Annotated in this window: 21 protein-coding genes and 2 pseudogenes; 19 read left to right on the top strand and 4 right to left on the bottom strand. The window is 61.4% G+C overall.

Annotated features, from left to right (window positions below):
- Nucleotides 1–5 precede the first annotated feature (5 nt).
- From AC1C2Q_RS04500 to AC1C2Q_RS04430, 15 genes and pseudogenes are all read left to right on the top strand, one after another.
- Nucleotides 6–995, top strand: coding sequence for an ATP-grasp domain-containing protein (locus tag AC1C2Q_RS04500; protein WP_495449146.1), 990 nt, complete (start codon nt 6–8; stop codon nt 993–995).
- Complete coding sequence (locus AC1C2Q_RS04495) at nt 988–1,698, top strand: HAD family hydrolase (RefSeq protein WP_495449145.1); 711 nt, start codon at nt 988–990, stop codon at nt 1,696–1,698. The genes AC1C2Q_RS04500 and AC1C2Q_RS04495 overlap by 8 nt, the downstream gene beginning before the upstream one ends.
- Entirely contained in the window at nt 1,695–2,906 is a 1,212-nt protein-coding gene (locus AC1C2Q_RS04490; RefSeq protein WP_495449144.1) for a polysaccharide pyruvyl transferase family protein, read from the top strand. The genes AC1C2Q_RS04495 and AC1C2Q_RS04490 overlap by 4 nt, the downstream gene beginning before the upstream one ends.
- Complete coding sequence (locus AC1C2Q_RS04485; RefSeq protein WP_495449143.1) at nt 2,907–3,590, top strand: sugar transferase; 684 nt, start codon at nt 2,907–2,909, stop codon at nt 3,588–3,590. It begins immediately after the preceding gene.
- Nucleotides 3,587–4,831 (top strand): glycosyltransferase family 4 protein, encoded by a 1,245-nt coding sequence (locus AC1C2Q_RS04480; protein ID WP_495449142.1) that lies wholly within the window; start codon nt 3,587–3,589, stop codon nt 4,829–4,831. Before AC1C2Q_RS04485 ends, AC1C2Q_RS04480 begins: the two co-directional genes overlap by 4 nt.
- On the top strand, nt 4,828–5,874 hold the full coding sequence (locus tag AC1C2Q_RS04475; protein ID WP_495449141.1) for an SDR family NAD(P)-dependent oxidoreductase: 1,047 nt from the start codon (nt 4,828–4,830) through the stop codon (nt 5,872–5,874). The genes AC1C2Q_RS04480 and AC1C2Q_RS04475 overlap by 4 nt, the downstream gene beginning before the upstream one ends.
- On the top strand, nt 5,871–6,965 hold the full coding sequence (locus tag AC1C2Q_RS04470; protein WP_495449140.1) for a polysaccharide biosynthesis C-terminal domain-containing protein: 1,095 nt from the start codon (nt 5,871–5,873) through the stop codon (nt 6,963–6,965). The genes AC1C2Q_RS04475 and AC1C2Q_RS04470 overlap by 4 nt, the downstream gene beginning before the upstream one ends.
- 1 nt (nt 6,966) lies before the next feature.
- Nucleotides 6,967–8,097 carry a non-hydrolyzing UDP-N-acetylglucosamine 2-epimerase gene (gene wecB / locus AC1C2Q_RS04465; protein WP_495449139.1) on the top strand — a complete coding sequence of 377 codons (1,131 nt, stop codon included), beginning with the start codon at nt 6,967–6,969 and terminating at the stop codon, nt 8,095–8,097.
- Complete coding sequence (locus AC1C2Q_RS04460; RefSeq protein WP_495449138.1) at nt 8,094–9,200, top strand: glycosyltransferase; 1,107 nt, start codon at nt 8,094–8,096, stop codon at nt 9,198–9,200. Before wecB ends, AC1C2Q_RS04460 begins: the two co-directional genes overlap by 4 nt.
- Nucleotides 9,201–9,236: 36 nt before the next feature.
- Complete coding sequence (locus tag AC1C2Q_RS04455) at nt 9,237–10,094, top strand: polysaccharide pyruvyl transferase family protein (RefSeq protein WP_495449137.1); 858 nt, start codon at nt 9,237–9,239, stop codon at nt 10,092–10,094.
- On the top strand, nt 10,091–11,551 hold the full coding sequence (locus tag AC1C2Q_RS04450) for a lipopolysaccharide biosynthesis protein (RefSeq protein WP_495449136.1): 1,461 nt from the start codon (nt 10,091–10,093) through the stop codon (nt 11,549–11,551). The genes AC1C2Q_RS04455 and AC1C2Q_RS04450 overlap by 4 nt, the downstream gene beginning before the upstream one ends.
- A 1-nt stretch (nt 11,552) precedes the next feature.
- Complete coding sequence (locus AC1C2Q_RS04445; protein WP_495449135.1) at nt 11,553–12,551, top strand: glycosyltransferase; 999 nt, start codon at nt 11,553–11,555, stop codon at nt 12,549–12,551.
- A 342-nt stretch (nt 12,552–12,893) separates the two neighbouring features.
- Nucleotides 12,894–13,142: pseudogene (locus AC1C2Q_RS04440) on the top strand (IS110 family transposase); the annotation flags it as partial.
- Nucleotides 13,143–13,218: 76 nt separating this feature from the next.
- Nucleotides 13,219–13,515 (top strand): annotated as a pseudogene (locus tag AC1C2Q_RS04435) (ATP-binding protein); the annotation flags it as partial.
- A 75-nt stretch (nt 13,516–13,590) separates the two neighbouring features.
- Complete coding sequence (locus AC1C2Q_RS04430; protein ID WP_495449134.1) at nt 13,591–13,911, top strand: acyltransferase family protein; 321 nt, start codon at nt 13,591–13,593, stop codon at nt 13,909–13,911.
- Here the strand turns inward: AC1C2Q_RS04430 and AC1C2Q_RS04425 are convergent.
- Nucleotides 13,893–15,266, bottom strand: a complete 1,374-nt coding sequence (locus AC1C2Q_RS04425) for an O-antigen ligase family protein (protein ID WP_495449133.1) — start codon at nt 15,264–15,266, stop codon at nt 13,893–13,895. The two genes, AC1C2Q_RS04430 and AC1C2Q_RS04425, sit on opposite strands and share 19 nt — an antisense overlap.
- Before the next feature lie 174 nt (nt 15,267–15,440).
- Between AC1C2Q_RS04425 and AC1C2Q_RS04420 the strand changes: the two genes are divergently transcribed.
- Together AC1C2Q_RS04420 and AC1C2Q_RS04415 are read left to right on the top strand one after the other, a co-directional pair.
- Nucleotides 15,441–15,563 carry a hypothetical protein gene (locus tag AC1C2Q_RS04420; protein WP_495449132.1) on the top strand — a complete coding sequence of 41 codons (123 nt, stop codon included), beginning with the start codon at nt 15,441–15,443 and terminating at the stop codon, nt 15,561–15,563.
- Between the two features lie 99 nt (nt 15,564–15,662).
- Nucleotides 15,663–17,114 carry a GmrSD restriction endonuclease domain-containing protein gene (locus AC1C2Q_RS04415; RefSeq protein ID WP_495449131.1) on the top strand — a complete coding sequence of 484 codons (1,452 nt, stop codon included), beginning with the start codon at nt 15,663–15,665 and terminating at the stop codon, nt 17,112–17,114.
- Between the two features lie 43 nt (nt 17,115–17,157).
- Here AC1C2Q_RS04415 and AC1C2Q_RS04410 read toward each other — a convergent pair whose 3' ends face one another.
- Complete coding sequence (locus AC1C2Q_RS04410) at nt 17,158–18,099, bottom strand: Ppx/GppA phosphatase family protein (protein WP_495449130.1); 942 nt, start codon at nt 18,097–18,099, stop codon at nt 17,158–17,160.
- Between the two features lie 90 nt (nt 18,100–18,189).
- On the opposite strand from AC1C2Q_RS04410, the gene AC1C2Q_RS04405 reads away from it, so the two are divergent.
- Both AC1C2Q_RS04405 and coaA read left to right on the top strand, forming a co-directional pair.
- Nucleotides 18,190–18,345 (top strand): hypothetical protein, encoded by a 156-nt coding sequence (locus tag AC1C2Q_RS04405; RefSeq protein ID WP_495449129.1) that lies wholly within the window; start codon nt 18,190–18,192, stop codon nt 18,343–18,345.
- A gap of 84 nt (nt 18,346–18,429) precedes the next feature.
- Complete coding sequence (gene coaA / locus AC1C2Q_RS04400; protein ID WP_495449128.1) at nt 18,430–19,383, top strand: type I pantothenate kinase; 954 nt, start codon at nt 18,430–18,432, stop codon at nt 19,381–19,383.
- 40 nt (nt 19,384–19,423) lie between these two features.
- Here coaA and AC1C2Q_RS04395 read toward each other — a convergent pair whose 3' ends face one another.
- Both AC1C2Q_RS04395 and AC1C2Q_RS04390 read right to left on the bottom strand, forming a co-directional pair.
- A complete protein-coding gene (locus AC1C2Q_RS04395; protein WP_495449127.1) occupies nt 19,424–20,011 on the bottom strand; it encodes a signal peptidase I in 588 nt (195 codons plus the stop codon).
- A 222-nt stretch (nt 20,012–20,233) separates the two neighbouring features.
- The gene (locus tag AC1C2Q_RS04390) at nt 20,234–22,444 is read right to left on the bottom strand and encodes a sensor histidine kinase (RefSeq protein ID WP_495449126.1); all 2,211 of its coding nucleotides are present in this window, start codon (nt 22,442–22,444) and stop codon (nt 20,234–20,236) included.
- Nucleotides 22,445–22,489 lie beyond the last annotated feature (45 nt).

Below are 22,489 nucleotides of genomic sequence, written 5' to 3'. Positions count from 1 at the left end.
AGAGTATGGATGACAATAAGTCAACCTGGCTGCTATCGAGCGCTGGGCGCAGAGGGTCGTTGGTAAAGCTCCTGCAGAAGCAGCCTTTGCGCGGCGAGGTATCCCGAGTCGTCGCGACCGATTTGTCGCCACTTTCAGCGGCAGGACGATTGGCCGACGAATTCGAGCAGGTTCCGCCTGTCAGAGATCCCGAATTCATCTCACGGACGTTGGAGATCGCCTTAGAGCACAACGTCGGGGTCATTATTCCGACGATCGACCCCGAGATCGAGGTGTTCGCCTACCATCGGGACACTTTTATTCAGCACGGGATTGACGTCTGGGTGTCGACTCCGGAGGTGGCCCAACTCGGGTGGGACAAATGGGCCTTGTACACATGGCTGAAGGAAAGAGGCCTCCCCACGGTCGAAACCTTCGAAGTGACTGACTTGCCCGAGGGAAGCCTGCAAGATGCAGTGGTTGCGAAGCCGCGCTCGGGCTCCTCCGGCATCGGCGTCCTGTTAGCAGACTCGGTTGAGGATCTGGACATCGAAGGACTCGATGAGAGCTATATCGTGCAGTCGAAGGCCCCGGGTTTCGAAGTAACGGTTGACTTCGCGGTCGGGCGAGCCGGGCGTGTGCTCGCCATCGTTCCGCGCCGCCGCATAGAGGTGCGCGGAGGCGAGGTATCCAAAGGCGTCACCGTCGACTATTCCGCTGTGATCGATGTGGCACGTAGCGTCGCGACTCAGTTGCCTGGGGCGTATGGCGCGCTCAATGTGCAGGTGTTCTACGAACCGACGACTGGCGAGATAAACATCATTGAGATCAACCCCCGATTCGGTGGCGGCTACCCGCTCGCCCACTTCGCCGGCGCGAACTTCTTCGATGCTCTCCTTAGAGATGGACGAGGCGAGCACATCGAGGAGTTGAGATGGGAAGCGGGCACGTTGCTTCTGCGGTACGACACTGAGGTGATCGTGTCGGATTTCGACGTGCGGAGCATCGATGGTTGATCGGGTCTATGTTTTCGATCTCGATGACACGCTCTACCTCGAGCGGGACTACGTACGTAGCGGGTTCATGCACATCGGAGACGTTTCTCGATCCCGTTATGGAATTGACGGCGTGGGTGAACATGCATGGTCGCTGTTCGAGCACGGCACTCGCGGTAACACCTTCGACCTCCTCGCGGCGCACTTCTCACTGCCCCCCGAAGCGACTCGGATTTTCGTTGAGGAGTACCGCAACCATGATCCAGCGATCGCACTTCAGCCCGATGCGCTGTCGTACCTGCAGAATCTCCCTGACGACGCTGTCGGCACGGGTGTGATCACGGATGGATACGCCGAGGGACAGCGGCGAAAACTTCGTGCTCTGAAACTCGACGACGTTCTCGACAACATCGTTGTGACCGGCGAGCATGGCCCAGGATGGACGAAACCCAATGAAGACGCGTTCCGTCTCATCGAATCTAGGTTTCCTGGGCCGGGTGTTGAGTTCGTCTATTTCGGCGACAATCCGATGAAAGACTTCAACGCGCCACATCAGCTGGGTTGGGGAACTGTCCGAGTTCGTCGGCCGCTCGGCCTGCACTACGTCATCGATGACGCGGTCGTCGTCGATGAGACGATCTCGGTGTTCCCCACGACCGGTGCGACAGCACAACATGCGGCGGGCAATCAGTCCCGTCGTGAGAAAGGAAGACTGCCGCAGTGATCGGATTCACAGGCCCGTACTCGGATGTCAACTTTGGCGACTACGCGATGCTCGTCAACAATGTGTACACGCTTGACGCGCAGGACATCACGGTCTTTGTATACGACAAGCCATTCGTTGAGAAGATCCGCGCTGACTACTTCGGGGACCGCCAGGTGCGGCTCGTTGAGGTCAGATTGAGGCGTGGAGCGTTCTCAGAGGGTAGAGACACTCGGTATTTGACTCCCGTGGAGATCCTTCGTGAGATCGAGAACATCGACGAAGTGACTGCGGCCGTGGCAGGCATGGACACGTTGTACATCAACGGCGGCGGCTACTTCAACTCGCTGTGGACACAGTCTCACCGTATTGAGCGGTTGGTCCAGATCATCGCACCAGCACTCGTCGCTGCAACGATGAACGTTCCGATCGTGTTCACCGCGAACGGCTACGGGCCTTTCCGCGGCGACACGGAGTTCTTCGCCAGCTTCTTCGGGTCACTGCCGAATGCGCGCTTCGGCGCAAGGGACACGATTCTCTCACCGCACTGGTTGAACCAGGCAGGCATCCGCCCAGAACGGATCCATACGCTGCCCGATGATCTGCTCTTCATCGACGAGCGACTCGCGCCGAAGCGGGAGCCGCAGGCGGGACGATATGTCGTGATTGAGACCTATCTTCCGACTGATTTCGTCGCGGACAACTTCTCCCATTTTGAACGGTTCGCGCAGCGGATGGCGAATGACCATGGGCTCCGGGTTATTTTTGTCCCTTTCAACCTGGGGCACGGCGGTGTCGATCAAGGACAGCTTCTCGCGGAGCGGCTCGACGGCGTCGAGATTTTCGACATCACTGATCGCGGCTACCTGCCGATCGAAGACGCCGTCGCACTCGTACGCGATGCGGAGCTGGTCATTTCCAGCCGATACCACGCTGTAATCCTCGCGCTCTCCGTGGGGACGCCGTTCATCAGTGTGCTCAAGGACGTCCTTGGGGACAAGCAGTACTACTACGGCAAGAACGTGGGTGCGCTCGAGGGTGTCCTGGAGGGACAACCGCGCGATCTGCGAGATTACTTCTTCATGGATTATGTCGAGGGACTGAACGCCGTCGTCGACGACTTCGAAGGGATCACGCGACGCCAGCGCGAAAGCCATTCCGCTGCATTCCCTCGTACGGGTGCGAAGTTGCGCGCTGCACGGGAGACATATCTCAAGGGAGACAGCTGAATGGGTAGTTCTGCGTCGCGGACGGCCGGCTCGCGTTCCTACGCTCGCTTCGGTAAGCGGCTTGTTGATCTCTTCGGGAGCGCGATCGCCATAATCCTGCTGTCGCCTGTGGTGCTAGTCAGCGCGGTGCTGGTGAAGACGACCTCGCGAGGTCCGGCCTTCTTCTTCCAGGATCGTCCAGGACTCCACGGGCGAACGTTCCGCATCATCAAGTTCCGCAGCATGCTGACCTTCGAGGACAGCTACGACGCAGAGGGAAACGAGCTCACCAACGACCAGCGGGTGACGCGCATCGGCGCAATTCTGCGGCGCACGAGCATCGACGAGCTGCCGCAACTGTTCAACGTCTTCCTCGGACATATGTCGCTCGTCGGCCCCAGGCCGGCCCTGCAATATCAAGTTGAGCGCTACGACGCAGGCCAGCGCAAGCGGATGAACGTCCGACCGGGGATGACCGGGCTTGCGCAGGTGAAGGGTCGCAACTCCCTGACTTGGGATCAGAAGATCGCGATGGACCTCGCCTATGTTCGTAACGTGAGTGTCGGTCTCGATCTGAAGATCATGGCGAAGACTCTCAACGTTGTCGTATCCGGCACGGGACTTCGTTTCGAGAAGCATGACGAGTTGAGCGCGCACAACGGTGATATTCGGCGGCACATCGGCGAAAAGAAGGATGGCGAATGAAGATCGCCATCGTTTCGCAGTACTTCCCACCGGATAAGCCGGGTCGAATCGCAGACGAGCTTTCGCAAGAGCTCGCTCGCCGAGGGCACTCCGTCCGAGTGCTGACCGCGTTTCCGCACTATGACACTGGCAAAGTCCCTCCCGAGTATCGTCAGCGGTTGCGGCATGTCGAGTCACGGGGTGCGGTGCGCGTGCGGCGAGTGCCGATCATCGCAAGTCACTCCAGCAACGCCAGCGGCCGAATCGCGAACTACTTGAGCTTCCCGTCGTCAGCACGATTTGCGGCGTCGTTCGTGAAGGATGCCGACGTCATCTATGTTCATGGCACTCCAGCGACCGCCGCGCACGTCGCATATCTGTGGTCGAAGAAGTTCGGAATCCCTTACCTGTACCACGTGCAGGACATCTGGCCGGAGTCGGTGACTGGGTCAGGCTTCCTTCCCGGGGCTGTGGGAAATTTCGCGGACCGCGCCATAAGTCGGTGGCTGCGTAAGGTCTACGCCACGGCGGCTGCAGTGGTTGCGATCGCGCCAAGCGCACAGAAGCTTTTCGTGGATCGGGGCGCATCCTCCGATCGCGTGCACCTTGTCTACAACTGGGCACGAGATTCCAAGCGCGCCGCTTCGGCACCCCAGAGGAACAGACCGGGACTCACCCTGCTGTATGCGGGCAACCTCGGTGCTCTGCAGGACCTGGAGACGGTAATCAAGGCAGCAGCACGCCTGGACGATCTCAAGGACTTCCGGCTTCTCATCGCAGGGGCTGGCGTTCTGGAGGGTCGTCTGAAGGAAATCACCAATGAGCTGGACTTGCAAGAGAGGGTCGAGTTCCTCGGGAAAGTACATCCTGACGACATCGCGGGTGTCTATGAACAGGCCGACTTCCAGATCGTCTCGCTCAAGAAACTGGACATCTTCGCCGGTACAATCCCGTCGAAATTCCAGGCCGGGCTCGCCCATCAGGTTCCGGTCATCACGACCGTAGCGGGAGATGTATCGCGCCTGGTCGTCGAGAATCGACTCGGAATGGCCGCTGAGCCTGAGAATGTCGATTCGCTAGCGGATGCGTTTCGGCTGGCTTATGCGACGACATCCGAAGAGAGACAAGCATTCCGAGAACGCGCTCGGGATTTCTACAACGCGCACTTGACCAAGGAACGCGCTGTCACCTCGATCGAAACCATCCTGACTGCGATCGCCAATCGCGACGCCTCGGAAGACCACGGGAGAATAGAAGAATGACGACGTACGCTGGCACGAACATACTCGTCACTGGTGGAACCGGTTCTTTCGGGCACACAGTGGCGCGGAAGCTCCTCGAGCGAGACGTGGCAGAGATCCGAGTGTTCAGCCGCGATGAGGCCAAGCAAGATCTCATGCGCCACGAGATCAATGACAGTCGCCTGCGGTTCTACGTGGGTGATGTTCGTGACTACGACAGCGTCGAGCGCGCCAGCCGCGACGTCGACTTCGTCTTCCACGCGGCCGCCCTGAAGCAGGTACCCTCGTGCGAGTTCTTCCCGATGGAGGCAGTTCGTACCAACGTGACGGGAAGTGAGAACGTGGTCCGTGCAGCGGACCGGAGTGGCGTGAAGTCGCTCGTGTGCCTCAGTACTGACAAAGCCGTCTACCCGGTGAACGCCATGGGAATGTCGAAGGCGCTCATGGAGAAGGTCGCTCAGTCGCACGGATTGAACAACCCGAATGCGGTGACGACAGTCTCCTGCGTGCGCTACGGGAATGTCATGTACTCCCGTGGTTCTGTGATCCCGCTGTTCATCCGTCAGCTTAAGGCGGGCAAGAACATCACGGTCACCAACCCCGACATGACACGCTTCATGATGTCGCTCGCACACTCAGTCGACCTCGTCGAATTCGCATTCCAGAATGCCCAGCAGGGCGATCTGTTCGTGCGCAAGGCAAAGGCATGCTCGATCGGCTCGCTCGCTCAGGCAGTTCTGAATCTGTTCCAATCGAAGGCGAAGCTCGAGGTGATCGGTACCCGGCACGCGGAGAAGCTCTCGGAAGCTCTTGCCACGCGCGAAGAGCTCGCGCGTGCGCGGGACATGGGTGATTATTTCCGCGTCGAGGCGGACAAGCGCGACCTCAACTACAGTGCCTACTTCGAAGAAGGTGACACGACGCAGGCTAAGTTTGAGGATTACGATTCTCACACCGTGGCGCAAATGTCGGTCGAAGAGGTTGAACAGCTTCTTCTCACTCTGCCCGAGGTGCGTGACGAGCTGAGTCTTGCCGAAATCGCGGTGGAAGAGACCAACAGATGACCCGTTTCGCCGTTTCCGGGTCTGGTGGGTTCCTCGGTTGGCATACCAGAGCTGCACTTCATGAGATCGACGTGACCGTGAATGCCGTTTCACTCGGCAATGGATTCGACGCGCAGAGCGCTACCAGTGCCATCGACGGCAGCGCGCGCGCCATCCATATCGCTGGCGTCAACCGCGCGAACGACGACGAGGTCCTGGCAGGAAACGTCGCGTTCGCAGAGCAATTCGCCTCCGCGCTTCGCACTGCGGACAACCCACCGCCGGTTGTGGCGTACGCGAATTCAACGCAAGTCGGCAATGGCTCCGTCTACGGCGAGGCGAAGGCGCGTGCGGCGGAAACCCTTGCCGCGGCAGCCTCGGACATCGGAGCAGAGTTCGTGAACGTGCCGCTTCCGAACCTCTTCGGGGAGCACGGCCGACCGTTTTACAACGCGGTGACGGCAACGTTCAGCCATCTGATTGCGAACGGGGAGAATCCGACAGTAGAGAACGACAAGGAACTGACGCTTCTGCACGCGCAGAACGCTGCGGATCTGCTGACGGGTGCAGCTCGACTCGAGAATCAGCCTGATCTTGAGGAAATCGAGAGCGTGGTCGGTCTGCTCGAACGGCTGCAGGGCTACGCGGCGTTGTACAACGAGGGTGAGATTCCCAACGTTGACAATGACTTCGACCGGGACCTTTTCAACACCTATCGTTCGTTCACTTTCCCCGAGCAAGCGCCGCTCTCTTTGACCCGGCATGCCGACGCGCGCGGATCGTTCTTTGAGATCATCCGCTCGCACGGCGGCCCGGGGCAGGCCTCGTTTTCGACGACCGTGCCCGGCGTAACACGCGGCGACCATTTCCACCGGCGTAAGATCGAGCGATTCACAGTTCTGCAGGGGAAGGCGCGAATTTCGCTGCGGCGCTTGTTCTCCGACGATGTCGTGTCGTTCGAGGTCTCCGGTGATGCACCCGGAGCGGTGGATATGCCGACGATGTGGGCTCATAACATTACGAACGTGGGGAGCGACACTCTCTACACCTCCTTCTGGACGAACGACATATTCGACCCCCAGAACGCTGACACGATTCCCGAGGTAGTGTGACATGGCTGACAAGCTCAAGGTGATGACCGTGGTCGGAACCCGACCCGAGATCATCCGACTTTCTGCGACGATCAAGCTGCTGGACGAGCACACGGATCAAGTGCTGGTCCACACCGGCCAGAACTACGACTACGAACTCAATGAGGTTTTTTTCGAGGATCTGCGTCTGCGCAAGCCCGATCACTTCCTCGAGGCGGACACATCGTCACTGGGAGCGACGTTGGGATCGATTCTCGCGAAGACCGAGCAAGTCCTGCTCGAAGAGCGTCCCGACGCATTCCTCGTGCTCGGCGACACCAACAGCTGTATCTCCGCGGTGATCGCGAAGCGCATGAGGATTCCGGTGTTCCATATGGAGGCGGGAAACCGGTCCTTCGATGAGAACGTGCCAGAGGAGACGAACCGTCGTCTAGTCGACCATGTGGCCGACTACAACTTGGTATACACCGAGCACGCCCGGCGCAATCTCCTCGCAGAAGGCCTGCACCCCTCGAGGATTCTCCTCACCGGCTCGCCCATGCGCGAGGTGCTGGAGCAGAACCGGGACCAGATTGATGCCAGCGATGCAGTGGCCCGGGCTGAGCTCGAAGTAGGGAAGTACTTCCTGGTCAGCCTGCACCGCGAGGAGAACGTCGACAATCCGGAGCGTCTACAATCCGCAGTCGACGCACTGCACGCGCTCAGCGACGCATACAAGCTTCCGGTCCTCGTATCGACGCACCCGCGCACGCGCAAGAGGCTCGTGGCATTGGGCATCGACGAGGGCGACGGGGTGCGCTTCCATCAGCCGTTCGGGTTCCACGACTACTGCAAGCTTCAGCTTGAATCGACGCTTGTGTTGTCTGACAGCGGCACGATCAGTGAAGAGTCCAGCCTGCTCGGATTCCCCGCGGTCACACTGCGTGACTTCATCGAGCGACCGGAGTCGGTCGACACCGGGGCGATCGTCACCACCGGGATCGAGCCTGAGCGCGTCCTCGCGGCGGTGCGGCTCGTGCTCGGTCAGCGTACTCGGCCGCAGACGCCCGTTGACTATCAGATCACCGACACTGCTCAGCGCGTGTTGAACTTCATCCACGGGACCGCGCCGTCGCATCATCGTCGACTCGGGCTGCTCGGACCAACTTCATGACCAACCTCGTCTATTACTTCGCATTTCCGCACTACCGCCGTGAGATTCTCCAGGCGCTGGCGGAATCTCACGAACCGAGCTTCGAGTTCGCCGCAGGGAGTGACTCCAGGGCGAACATCGCGGCCCTGTCCGAAGATGATGTCGATGGCCTGGAGATCGTGCGCAGCGTTCGCCTGGGCCCGATCAGCTGGGATCGCGGTGTCTTCCGTCGTGCGTTGAGTAAGAAGTACGATTCGGTGATCCTGGGACCGGCAACGCTTTCGTTGAGCACGTGGGCGATTCTGGCAGTTCGACGGCTGGCGCGTCGCAAAGTGTTCCTCTGGGGGCAGTGCGGTCGGTACGGTGATCGTTCGCTCAAGCGCTGGGTGCAAGAGGCCATGAATCGCATAGCCACGGGCGTGCTGGTCTACGGTCAGAACGAGGCCGAGGCCGCTGGCCAGCTCGGACTTGACCCGCGCAAGATCACGGTGGTTCGCAACGCGACTCGCTCCAATATCGATGCGCTGAAGTATGACGACGGCGAAGCATCGCTTCGCCGTGCGCAGCAAGCCGCGCGTGAGGCCAGAGAGACGGGCCGAATGCGGTTGCTCTTTGTCGGGCGACTCAACGGCAGCAAGCAACTCGATGTTCTCCTGCGGGCGGCAGTCAAGCTTCGTGAGCAGTACACAGAACTAGAGATCGATCTCATCGGCGACGGCGACGCACGGGCCGCGCTTAGCGAAGCGTTCCCGCAGTCGTGGATTCACTTCCACGGTTGGATATACGACCCCGACGAGCTCGACCGCTATTTCCGGGATGCGACGCTGGTGTGCTCGCCATACCACATGGGCCTCCTGGCGATCGATGCACTGCGCGTCGGAACGCCCGTGCTCGTGCCCGACAACCCGATGAACGGCTCTGAGGTCGAGGCTCTTACCCCAATGGTGAACTCGATTCGCTTCCGGCCCGGTAGTGCAGCGGGCATCGTAGAAGCGGTACAAACCTGGCTTGGACTGACCTCTGATCTTGAGCTTGCGGTGTATTCTCCAGCACGCACTAGCGCACTTGCTACCTGGGATCCAAGTGGTGTGGCGACTGCAATCGCGCGGGCTATCGATGCCTGACGCTCGTTAGAGAGAGGAGGACACGAGGTGTCAACCATGGAGATCGGCGGCGTGCCGGTCGTGCATTGGAACCCCCGCGCCCCAATTGCGCGTGTCCCAGTTCTTAATCGCGTTCGAGTGGGTCCGCGTGTCAACAACTTCGGGGACCTGTTGGGGCCGATAGTCGTCCAGCGACTAGTCGGAAATCGAATCCGAAAGACGTCGGGGAACCGACGACTGCTCGCCGTCGGGTCAATCATGCATTTTGCGAGGGATAACGACGTGGTCTGGGGTACGGGCGTCAACGGGAAAATTTCGGACGGTGAACACGAATTCAAGCGCCTAGATGTACGCGCCGTGCGCGGGCCAAACACGCGTGAATTTTTGCTCAGCCGAGGCATCGAGTGCCCTGAGGTGTTCGGTGATCCGGCCCTGCTTTTGCCTTCCCTTAGACCCGATCTCGCGCGGCTCTCTCAGACGACGAGATCGGGAACCATCGTCGTACCGAATCTAAATGACCGTGTCGACCCCGGACTAGTTCGGGCGGCTGGATCGAGCTGCCTTAACCCACGCTCACCTCTTGAGCACTGTCTGCGCGCGATTGTGACTGCCGAACGTGTTGTTACGTCGTCGCTACATGGCTTGATTGTGGCGGAAGCGTTCAACGTTCCTGTAACACTCGTCCGCTCACACGCGGAGCCAGTGTTCAAGTTCGACGACTACGTAGCCGGCACCGGACGGGATATCCGCGTGATGGACGTTGCGAATTCCTTCGAAGAGGGACTCGGATCGCTTCCCCGTAGCACAGGCCTTGACTGGGATCCAGGGGTGCTTCGCGATGCGTTTCCGTTCGACCTGTGGAGTCCGGAAGGCCCAACAGGTTCGTCGAATGAGCACAACTGGAGCGTGACGTGACCAGCAGCAGCCTTGCAGGTGGCGCCGCACGCGGCGCTATCGTAACCCTTGGCGGAACGTGGACTCGATTCGTTCTTCAACTAGCAGCAACGATGGTTCTCGCGCGGCTTCTCGACCCATCCGACTTTGGCATGGTCGCTATGGTGACGGCGATTTCGGGACTCGCGATGCTGATTAGCGACTTCGGTCTCTCGATGGCGTCAATGCAGTCGATGGATATTACGAGTTCGCAGAAGTCAAACTTGTTCTGGCTAAATGTTCTGGCCGGCGCGATTGCGGCAATGATGGTATTTTTGCTTGCAGACGTCATAGCGGGGCTATATGGGCTACCTCCCGCAGCGGATGTGGTGCGTGCGATCTCGGTAATCTATCTAGTAAACGCTGGCCTCGCGATGTTCCGAGCCGAACTCGCCAGAGAACTTCGTTTCACAAGTATCGTGATAATCGAGGTGGCTGCTCAGGTTGTGGGCGTCGTCGCCAGCATCGGAATAGCAATTGTCGGTGGAACCTATTGGGCGCTGGTGATTCAGCAAATCATTGCCGCAGTGATGCTCTTCCTGGGCTTCTTTGCTCTTTCAAAATGGAAGCCAGGAATACCGCGTCGCGTCGCCGGCATGAGAGCCCTGCTCACCTTCGGGGTGAACACCGGAGGTGTGCAGGTCATAAACTACCTCAGTTCCAACGTGGACTCAGTGGTCCTCGGACGAGTATGGGGTCCATCCGTCGTCGGCCAATATGATCAGGCTTATCAATTGTTCCGGGTCCCGATCCAACAACTAGCTTCCCCTATGACGAGAGTTGCCGTCCCAATTCTTGCACGTGTTAAAGATTCAGCCACGTTTCGTCTCTATGTCGAGAGAGCGCAACTGATCCTGGTGTACGCGATTGGTGGCGCGTTCCTTACAGCGGGAGCAGTTTCCACGCCCCTTATTGAAACGATGCTGGGAGAGCAATGGGCGGAGGCCCCAGCTATTTTCCGCGTGTTGGCCATCGGGGGAATATTTCAAACCCTCGGATACGTCTACTACTGGGTATTCCTAGTGCGGAACATGACGGCTCTCCAGCTGAGGATTGGTCTCATCAGTCGTTCTACGATGGTTCTTGTCATCATCATATGCGCGCAGTTTGGTGCGATCGCTGTTGCCTTCGCCGCAGTATCTGGACTGATTCTGAATTGGATATTACTTTCAATATTTGGCGTGCGAAAGGCGGGCCTTTCGCTACGGCGACTGCTTTCCGTGACTGTGAGACCTCTAGGGCTTTTTTTCGTGGCGAGTTTTTTCACCTTCGTGGTATCAACCGTGATTATAGAGCCGTCCGTGCCGCCATTCTTAAATCTTTTGCTCTCGGTATCTACGCAGGGGGTGCTTGTGTCTGTAGCGCTTCTATTTCGTCCTTACCGCAATGATGCGCGTCTGATCTTGAAAACGATACGCCGTGCGCGGGATAGGAGTTAATATGGTTCGCGTCCTACAGACCTTTGACACCCAAAGTGGCAACGCGAATCCATTCACACGTCTTCTAGTTGAAAGCTTGGAGGGCAGCGCAGAAGTTCTGTCTTTCCGTTGGCCGCGGGCCATTTTCGGGTCATACGATGTTCTACATGTGCACTGGCCGGAATACTTGTATGGGGGAAGTAATGGATTCAAAGCGTTCACTAAGGTTCTCCTGACGCTGGCGTTGCTGACGCGAATTCGCTTGAGCAACCTTCCTGTTGTCCGAACGATTCATAATTCTGCTGCACATGAATCGGGCTGGAAGTTGCAGAACTGGTTGGCGAAACAGATAGATTCTGTCACCTCGGCGTATATCGTTATGAACCCGGATACTGAATTGCCGACGCAAGCACCATTTCGTTATATTCCTCACGGCCACTATCGTGGCTGGTTTTCTGCTCTTCTCAATCGAAAGGTGGAGGTTGAGTCGGAGCGTATTCTGTATTTTGGATTGATTCGGCCGTACAAAGGGGTGGAGACGTTGCTCCATGCCTTTGCAAGTGCACCGGAGAAGGTTGCGTGGCGGCTGCGAATCGTTGGTAATCCTGTCGACTCCGAGCTTCGTGATGCGGTTTCCGCTGCTTCCGATCGAGATACGCGAATTTCATCTGACTTGCGAATTGTTCCAGAGGGTGATCTTTCGGACGAAATCATGCGATCGCCACTTGTGGTCTTGCCATACGCGGGACTAAATTCGGGGTCAATTCTGCTCGCTCTCTCGCTTGGGCGCCCCGTACTTACCGCAGACGGTTCCAATGCGCGAAATCTGCTACAGGAATTCGGTTCAAATTGGATACGCACCTACGACGGCGAGTTGAGCCCCGTCCAACTAGAGGCAGCGATTGTATGGGCGTCGCGAGGTCGCGAGGAGTTGGCAGCACCTGACATGTCAGCACGGGACTGGTCTGGCATCGGGAAGAGCCATCTGGAGCTTTACGAATCCGTGTGCGAGAAGCGATGAACCGTGCTGCAGCGCCGATGCCCAATGCATGGCGGGCTGAATTGGCGGCAGCGCTCGGGCTTAGGAGGAGGCAGTGACAGCATCGCGAGCGTTGGAGGGGCTCGCCCCGATACTTTCTTCGTAGCCCTTCAAGGGTCATCTTGAAGGGTGCTGGCCTGCCGGGCCCGGCATGATTGCTGCCCCCAGTCGTTGATGATCCGGGGGGTGTTGTCACCGGGTCCGGTTCGGCAGTGAGTGATCGCTGATAGGGGCTGGACCCGGTACTTCGCCGAGGTCCTTCGTAACGTGGATGCCGAGGCTCACCGCCCTGGTTCAGGCCGCGTCTCATGGACGGAGAAGCAGGTGACAATCGAACGATACGAACAGGTCGATGTTTTCATCGGTGCCCTGGACCGGGCCGGAGCCGTGCTCTATGACAAGGCGCTCCCGAATGACGAGGCGCGACTCTGCGCGGTCATTGGTAGCCTAAAACGACATGGTCTGGTGCTCTTCGTCGTGGATCAGCCCGTGACGATTGGCGTCCTACCGATTGCGGTCGCGCAGGCGGAGGGTGTGTTGGTGGGGTATCTGCCCGGGCTCGCGATGCCCCGCACCGAGACAAACAGCCGCACAACCCCGTGTCCATGAACCGGGGTCAAGGCCAGGCTGCGGCACGGGACAAGCCTGGGGGAAGGAGAAACGGCTCTGCACGTATGCGACGTTCACGCTCCTCACGATTGATGAGTGGCTCCTCGACCCGCCCGATGACGCCATTCGCAGCATACTTCTAGTGTTGCTCAAGCGTCGCTACGTCTACGACGCCACATCGACGGTGTTCTGCACTCAGTATGCGAAGAAGGACTGGCACCAGAGGCTCGGCTCCGGCGTCCACGCCGACGCGATCATGGACCGCATCGTCCACAACACGATCTGGATCGAGACCGGCAACACCAACATGCGCGAACACACCGCCATGACCAGCTGACCGCCCGCCGGTGAGCGCCACCCGGACAGCTGGCGCTCACCGGCAATACCCGGTGACCCCCAACGGCAATATCGGGTGGCCCTGGACCGCAATAATCACTGGCCCTCGATACTCCAAATACTCAACACTCCAAATACTCACACTGATATTGATGGCCTCCGCGCGATCGCAGTTCTCGCGGTCCTCGTCTGCCATGCGGGGTTCGACTGGTTCCCGGGTGGTCGGGTCGGCGTCGATGGCTTCTTTGTCGTTTCTGGCTTCCTGATCACTGGAAGCGCGACGACGACGAAGCGGCGCTCAACCGCAATACCGATGGCGCTCAGAAGACCAGATACTCATCCAAGCTGTAGTCAGGTGCTCAGCGGGGCCGCAGTGCCTCAAACCAAGAATGTTTGAGGTCGAGTGCCGCTGCCTGCGCGTTGTTGTGGGGAACTGAGTAAGTCGTGCTGCGCACCATTCGCAGTCGGCTTTCGCGTCTGTTGATCGATGATGCCAAAAATGAGAAAGAGCGACGGCAGTGCAAATCCGCCGAGTACCCCCCACCCTGTGGCCATGATTGCAAGAAGGCCCGGTACCGAGGCGAGAAGGGCCCAGGAGAAGATATTCCCTCGCCGCCCACGTGTCGATTCGGCCAATGCCCGTGCTGTGAGGGTCCCGAGGGGCAAAAAGAACAACAATGCGAGAATCAGGCCCATCTCAATGAGCACGAGCAGGAAGGCGTTATGCACCGGGAAGCCAGCAGCAGTGGCGGCATCTACAGCACCGACTACCGGGACGTATGAATTGACTCCTAGCCCGGTCCAAAAATATTCTGGAAGGTGAGCGAGGGCCGCATTCATTAAAGCGCCGCGAGGATCAGTGTCGTCGGTTATGAATCGGGCTAGGAATTCTCCAGCAAAGGCCCACATCGCGGCCACAAGAGCGACGATGATCAGGAGTCGCTGGCTAATTTTTACACGCCCCGGAACGAAGAGGCCCCAAATCACTAGCATGATTCCCACGGCGAACATATTAGCTCTGCTGATCGTCAGTCCCGTGGTGGCGACGGCGGCGACGATTCCGATAAATGCCCAGCTACGGGTCTTCCGAATGCTAGACGTGCTCAGGGGGAGCAGAATTATGAGCAGAAAGAAAATGATCTTGGAGAGGTTCGCCGCGTTTGCGAGCGTGCCGATCGCTCGTTCGTTGACGGTCTCCCACACGCCACTCACGAGCACAGGTAGCGGCACTCCCGCTACCTGCAATAGCGCCACGCCTAGTTGGACAACCAGGATCAGAGTGATGAGGGCCGCCCAGAAGGTGGACCCAGATTCGTCCGCCTTGAGGGTTGTCGAGAGTGCGTATCCCACACCCCAAGCGAGAACGGCAGTTAGTAGGTGGACGTATCCTGCCCATTGAGCGGTCGTGTTCCCCCAGACCATGAGGATCATCAAAGGTACGGCGACTAAGAAGATCCGGTGTGGAATCGGTATCCGCATTTTGCGTCGGCCGGCAAGTGCGAGAACTACGAGCGTGATGACAATTGTGTACGTCGTTATCAGAGGGGCCGATGCTGAGATGCCGGCGTGTTGGGCGTCCTCTGGACCAAGCACGACGATGTTGCGGGGAAGCACAGTCAAGCTAACGAGAACCAGAGTAAGAAAGATCAGCAACCACTTCGCCGGCCTGCGGCTAACTCTCGCAAGGAAGAGCACACTCGCGAGCGCCAGCACTGAGCCAACGACGATTAGTAGCACCCCGGTTGCCTCCATCTATCTCCCCCGATTGTACTCATGCATAGGGGGCGTCAGCGCGAGTACGACAGCCCAACGGCGGAAGATCACCATGCTGGGAGCGGCATTCAAGCCGCACAGCGATGACGTCCGTGACTCACCGGCGCCGAGGTGGTGTTGGTCGTCGCCGAGTAGGACGAATATCGTCGTGAGATGTCTCGGGAACATGTCGCAGGTCTCGTGACCGGCCGGATCGTCGTGGACGGTCGTAACTGTCTGGATCCGGCCGCGTGGCGTGCTGCCGGATTCAGGTACTACGGGATGGGCCGTCCGTAACAACAGGCGAAGGGCCCGGCCAGGGGACCACGGTGCGATGGGCTAGCGTGATGAGTGTCAGCCGACAACGGTGGCTGCAAGTCTCTGTAAGGAGATGGAATGTCATCGCTTCCCCCCGCGGGGTGGTATCAGGACCCCTCGGCTGACCGCACCGGTGGCATGCGCTGGTGGGATGGCGCGACGTGGACAGCGCACTTGCAACCCGCTGCGCCGCCGATATCTGTGCTCCCGCCGCCTGCGGCATCCGTCCCTGCCCTCGTCACGAAACGGCGCCGGCTGCCGATCTGGGCGTGGATCCTGATCGGGATCGCCGTCCTTGGCCTCGGACTGATCCTCGCTCCGATCTTCGCGCCCCTGTGGCTGGTCGTGCTCATCACCGGCATCGTCGCGCTCGTGAAGAACACGCCGACCTGGCTACGTTTCCGTGATCGCAAGGTCGCCACGATCGTCACCGCGGTGTCTGCGGTCGCGTTCCTCATCACCGGGAACCTCAGCACCATGGTGCTCGGCCCGACGCCCGACGAGCCGACGGCGGTGTCTTCGCCCACCGCGACGGCGATTCCCAGCTCGACTCCGACGCCCTCAGTCACACCACCTGTCGAGGATGACCCGGAACCTGTCGCGTTCGCCGGCGACGTGATGACCGTTGCCGACAGCTCAGCGACCGACGGGCGCACCGCGCTTGAGGTGCTCGAGACGCTGCCGGTGAAGGGCCGCGCCGCGAAGACGGGATATGACCGCGACGAGTTTGGCCAGCGTTGGCTCGACGTCGATCGCAACGGATGCGACACCCGCAACGACACGCTGGCGGCACAGCTGACCGACCTCACCCGTTCCGGTCCGTGCAGGGTCATATCCGGCATCCTCGACGACCCTTTCACAGGGACAACGATCGACTTCGTGCGCGGCCAGGGAACCTCTGAGCTGGTTCAGATCGATCACGTCGTCGCGCTGTCCGACGCGTGGCAAAAGGGCGCTCAGCAGCTGACGGTAGATCAGCGTGCATCCTTCGCGAATGACCCGCTGAACCTGCTCGCAGTCGACGGCAAGGCCAACGCCCAGAAGGGCGATGGGGATGCCGCCACATGGCTGCCGGCGAACAAGAGCTTCCGTTGCGAGTATGTCGCACGGCAGGTGTCGGTCAAGGCGACGTACGGGCTGTGGGTCACGCAGGCCGAGCATGACGCCATTGCTGGTCTGCTGGACGGATGCTCGGATGAGCCGGCGGTGACGTCGGCGTACGCGGCGGTGGCCCCTGTTGTGGAGGTCATACCTGAGCCCGCTCCGGCGCCGCCGGTGCCCGCACCCGTGCCTGCTGAACCCGTGCCCGTGGCACCCGTGCCTGCTGAACCTGTGCCGTTTGCGCCCGCCCCGGAGGTTCCTGCACCTGCGCCGCCCGCCCCGGAGGTTCCTGCGCCTGCGCCGCCCGCATCCGTGTACTACGAGAACTGCACGGCCGTTCGGGCAGCCGGCGCGGCTCCGATCCACGTCGGGGATCCCGGCTACAGCCGCAAGCTCGACCGGGACGGCGACGGCGTCGGCTGCGAGTAAGTGCGTGGCAGGACATTGGCCCAGCCGCTGGGGGACCGCCCTGCTAAATCCCGACGCCGCCCCAGCTGAGCGACTCGGTGTAGCGCAGCAGCACGCCTTCGCGCAGCGCCCACGGCGACACCTCGAGCTCATCGAGATCGAGCATCTTCATCGCCGTGTGAAGTGACACCGCAGCTGCGACGATCTGGAAGGTGCGGTCGGGTGTGATTCCCGGCAGTTCCTGACGAGCGGATGCCGGAATGCGCGCGAGCCGCGGAATCCACGACTTCAATGATGAGCGCGACATCACGACCCGGTCGAAACCGAGGCCGGACACCTCGCGTCCAGCGAGGTTCGCGAGCGAGCGGATCGCCTTCGACGAGCCCACGATGTGGTCAGGGTCAGGAAGAACTTTGAGCTTCGCGACCACCGGAGTGAGAACCTCGCGGGCATGCGCGCGCAGCAGCTCGACGGCATCCTCGCCAGGAGGGTCCTCCGGCAAGAACTGCACGGTCATGCGACCGGCGCCCAGCGGGACCGATTCGGCGACCTCTGGCGTCTCATCCTCGCCCGCCGCGAACTCAAACGAGCCGCCGCCGATATCGAGCAGCAGAATGCGTCCGGCATCCCACCCGAACCAGCGCCGCACGGCGAGGAACGTGAGCTCGGCCTCCTGCACGCCGGTCAGCACCTGCAGCGGCTGCCCGAGCGCCTTCTCGATGCGTGCGATGACGTCGTCGCCGTTGAGAGCATCGCGGACCGCGCTGGTCGCCGTCGCGAGCAGAGTCTCTACGCGCTCGGTCTCAGCGATCCGGCGGGCACGAGTGACTGCGGCTTCGAGGGCCAGCACGCCTTCCTCGCTGATGGCGCCCTCTGGAGTGAGAAAACGCATCAGGCGCACCACCGTGCGATCGCTGGTCGTCGCGTGTGGACGACCTCCGGGGCGGGCATCCGCAGCCAACAGGTGGACAGTGTTCGAACCGATGTCGAGAATTCCCAAGCGCACGGGTTGAGACTACGCGGGTCGGTAGCGCGGATGCTGTCTGTAATCTCGACCACACCGCCGCTCGAACCCGTTCTCGGGCACAATGGAAGGGTGTCCATGTCCGTCGAAATGATCACGATCCTGATTGACCGTGTTGAAAGTGGTCTCGGCGCGCGCATCGATCGGGTGGCCGATGAACTCGTCGAGGTCAAGATCGCCATCGCACGCGTCGAAGGCCCGCCGCGCCACCTTCTGCCAGTGCGGTGAGCGTGCGGTTCAGTCGCTGAAGCTTCGATGTTCGCCTCGTGATGCGGCATCCATCGGCGCTGCGTACGTACGCGCGCCGTTACGATGGACATCGTGACCACCGCTGACCCCACACTGCCCCTGTCGCCGTACCGCGAGATCGGACGTGCGGAGTGGGCCCGATTGGCTGCGGGCCTGGATCAGCCGTTGAGCGAGACCGAGGTCGTCGAACTTCGCGGGATCGGTGACCGCCTCGACCTCACCGAGGTGCGCGAGGTCTACATGCCGCTGAGCCGGCTGCTCAGCCTCTACGCGTCGTCGACCAAACGGCTCGGTGCGGCCACCAGCGCTTTTCTCGACGAGGACGACACCACCACGCCGTTCGTCGTCGGTGTCGCAGGGTCGGTGGCCGTCGGCAAGTCGACGATCGCGCGTCTGCTGCGCGAGCTGATGAGCCGGTGGCCGGGCACCCCGCGGGTTGAGCTGGTTACCACAGACGGCTTTCTCTACCCGAACGCCGAACTCGAGCGACGCGGACTCATGGATCGCAAGGGCTTCCCCGAGTCGTACGACCGCCGTGCGCTGCTGGATTTCCTCACCGAGGTGAAGTCAGGGGCGCCCGAGGTGCGCGCTCCGTTCTACTCGCACATGCGCTACGACATCGTGCCCGACGCGCGCGTCGTCGTGAGACGCCCTGACGTCGTGATCGTCGAGGGCCTGAACGTGCTGCAGCCGCCGCCCGCGCCGAACGATGTCGCCGTCAGCGACCTGTTCGACTTCTCGATCTTCGTCGACGCGAACACCGCGCACATCGAGAAGTGGTACGTCGATCGGTTCCTGGCGCTGCGCAAGGGCGCGTTCAGCAATCCGTCGTCGTACTTCAACGTGTTCGCGCACCTCACCGATGAAGAGGCCGTCGCCACGGCCCTCGGCTACTGGAACGACATCAACATGCCGAACCTCGTCGAGAACGTGATGCCGACCAAGCACCGCGCGACTCTGGTGTTGAACAAGGGCATCGACCACAACGTCGAGAGCGTACTGCTGCGCAAGGTGTGAGACTCACCCACGCGCGCATTTCGGGCTCGCGTCCCGCGGCTCAGGCCGCACCGGCATCCCCAAGTTCTCGTCGTCGACGGCGCGCCCGTCTAGCCGAGCCGGCAAACACCCAGAACGCATATCCGATCAGTGCGGCGGCGACCGCGGGAATCAGCCACGCGCGGATGCCGGGAGGCAGCGCCGCGTTGACCCAGCCGATCAGCGGGATCGAGTACCACAGCACACCGCGCACCTGAGGTGTCGAAACAGGTTCGGTGTCGGCCTTCTCGTTCGCATCGCCCCGGGTGATGCACGCGCGCTCACCGGACTCGAAGGTCAATCCGACGATGCGGTGCGTGGCAACCTGCGGCTTTCCTGATTCGAGTTCGAAGGTGATGACGTTGCCGATCCGCAGGTCTTCCGGATCCGTCGGCCGCACCACGATCAACGATCCGACCGGAATCGCCGGTTCCATCGACGTCTCGGTGACCGTGTACGTCTCCGCCCCCGATACGAGAGGGATGATGAGCGCGAGTCCGGCGAGGAGCACGGCAAGACCCAGCATGCCGATACGGATGCCCTGCCAGAGGCTGCGCAGAACTGAGACGTCGGCGGTCTCGGGCTCAGAATCGTCCCCCGCGCGCGTCACGGGGTCGGTGGACGTCGGGATTCGTCGCCGGTGATGCTGAACGCCGCTGGGGCCACTGCGGCGGCCGGAATGAGCGTCCCCACGAACATTCCGACCATCACATTCCCCCGAGCAACAGACGCGCGGCGACGCGCAACTGTGCGGGGATTCGCCCCCAGCTCATGTGATCAACCACAGCAGATTTCCTTCTAAGGCCCGGTAGTCGGTGCCTTTGCCTAGATGCTAGGGCGTAGTGGCGCTCTGGCGCCCAGGGGTACGGCCACCAAAATGGGTGGCTCGCGTTCCCTCATCCGTGACGGCGACGGCGGATGCGATCGAGTCGCGGTCGGCAGGCACCAGGCGGCCGACGAACGACCCATTCGAGACGGTATCAAGGGCAGCGGCCATCCATTCGCGGGATGCGTGAAGCGTGGGTTCGTCGAGAACGCGATCCGGGACGTCATCGACGAGCGTCACGTCGACACCCCTACGGCGCGCGGCCGCCGCTGCACCGGTGACCGGCTCGTGCGCCAGGCGGCCGCCGCGGTATTCATCGCGGAGCCCGCCCTCCAGGGCAAGGCAGTCCGCCGCTTCCGCTGCATCCAGCGGTGTGCCGAGAGAGATCTGCTGCAGCGCGGGTGCCACGTCGTGCAGCAGCCCGGTGGATCGCCGCTGCAGCTCGTCGTGATTCGCCTCGGCCCACGCCGCGTCAGCCGATGCCGTCAACTCGGCGGTGCGGCTGCGCTCGACCCGTCTGCGCATTGACGCGATCGTGGTCGACATCAGCAGACCCATCACGGTGATCGCGATCGTGCGACCGGCGATCGACCCGAGCTGAGGCGTGGCATGTCCGCCGAGGACGACGGCAGCGGCGAGCATCGCGAACGCCGACATCGCGATGGCAAGCGCGGCGACCGGTCGTCCGTTCAGCGCGAGCATCCCCAACGCGATCGTCAGGCTGACCACGAACCAGCCGTCGGCATAGCGGAACTCGTGAGGCGGGCCCGGCAGCCACGCCACGGCGCTGGTCGCGATCGCGAGCGCGGCGACGACAAGCACAATCGGCCACGACGGCGCACGCGGGCCGCGGGCGACGAGAAAGAAGATGGCGCTCACGCCGACAACGGCCAGCAGTTGCGGCCAGGCCGGCTGCACCGTGGTCGCCATAAAGATGCCGACAGCGGCTTGCAGCGCAGCGAGCAGCCCGGCAACCACGCGCACGGCATTGGGGGAAAGTCTCAGGGCCGGATCGTGTGCGCGGCGAGGTGTGGACGGGAGCGTCGGAGCAGCCCCGGCATCCTGACTCCACATCAGCGCCACGGTGGCACCCTCGCCCGGCGCAGACCTGATCGACACCGCCCCTCCGATGATGGCGTGCATGCGCGCAAGGATGCTGACGCTGATGCCCATGCGCTCTGCGCCGATCCGCTCCGGTTCGAACCCGGTGCCGGTATCGGCGATCTCGATGCGGATGCCGTCTGCTGATGCGTGCGCGCGAACCGTTCGTCTGGCATCCGCCCCGGCATGTTGTGCACTGTTCACGAGCGCCTGCTGACTGGCTCCGAGCAGCGCACCCGCGGCATCCGAAGGAATATCGGGAGCGTCGGCGGTGACCCGGATCTCGCACGCGGCGTCGAACCGGTCTGCAAGATCTCGCAGCTGCCCGGCCAGTGCTGCGGAGGCGACGGGCTCGTTGTGCGAAGTGGGCGTTGCTAGTGCCGTGACCAGTTCGAGCGCCCGAGCGGCCTGCGCGGCGAGGGGCGCGACCATCGCCGGTGTCGCGCGCGCAGCGAACCCGAGCGTGGCGAGCACCTCATCGTGAACCAACGCATGGGTGCGCACACGAGCGGTCTGGCGGGCGAGCTCTTGCGAACGGCGCACGATCGCGCGACGAGCGGCGATTGCCGAACGGTCGGCGGCGCGTGCCTCTCGCAGCACCAAGCCGCTGAGCAGACACATCAGTGCGGCCATCGAGATGGAATGGATGTCGTTGACGACGGCATTCGGCGTCGTGTCGTTGAACGCCGCGCGCAGTACCGGGAGCGTCACGCTGAGCGCTCCCAGCACGATCCAGCCGCTGCGCGGACCCCACGCGATCACCGCGCACAGCACGGGCAGCGACGTCACGGTGAGCAGCCAGACGAGCTGCCCCTGCCGCACATTCTCGCCGGTCAGGAGCATCAGCGGCCAGAGCATCCAGAGCATGCCCAGGTATGTGATCGCGAGCGTGCCGTTCAATACCCGCAGCAGGGCGAGCGAGGCGAACGATCCGACGACACCGAATGCCACGGCGAGCACGAAGAGAGTGAACAGCAGCCCGCGGTACGGATCGGGAACGTCAAGCGCGGTCGGCTGCACGACGACGGTGGTGCCGAGCAGGGCGAGCGCAGCGACAGTGCCGATCCCTGCGGTGAGCAGGCGAGTCGCTGTCAGCTCTGCGTTTGTATCGGCCACGGGTAGTCGTGTCATTCTGCGGTGGGTCATTTGGTGGGCGGCATT

The organism is Microbacterium sp. Y356, assembly GCF_059445355.1.
This window is presented reverse-complemented; position numbering and strand designations above follow the sequence as displayed.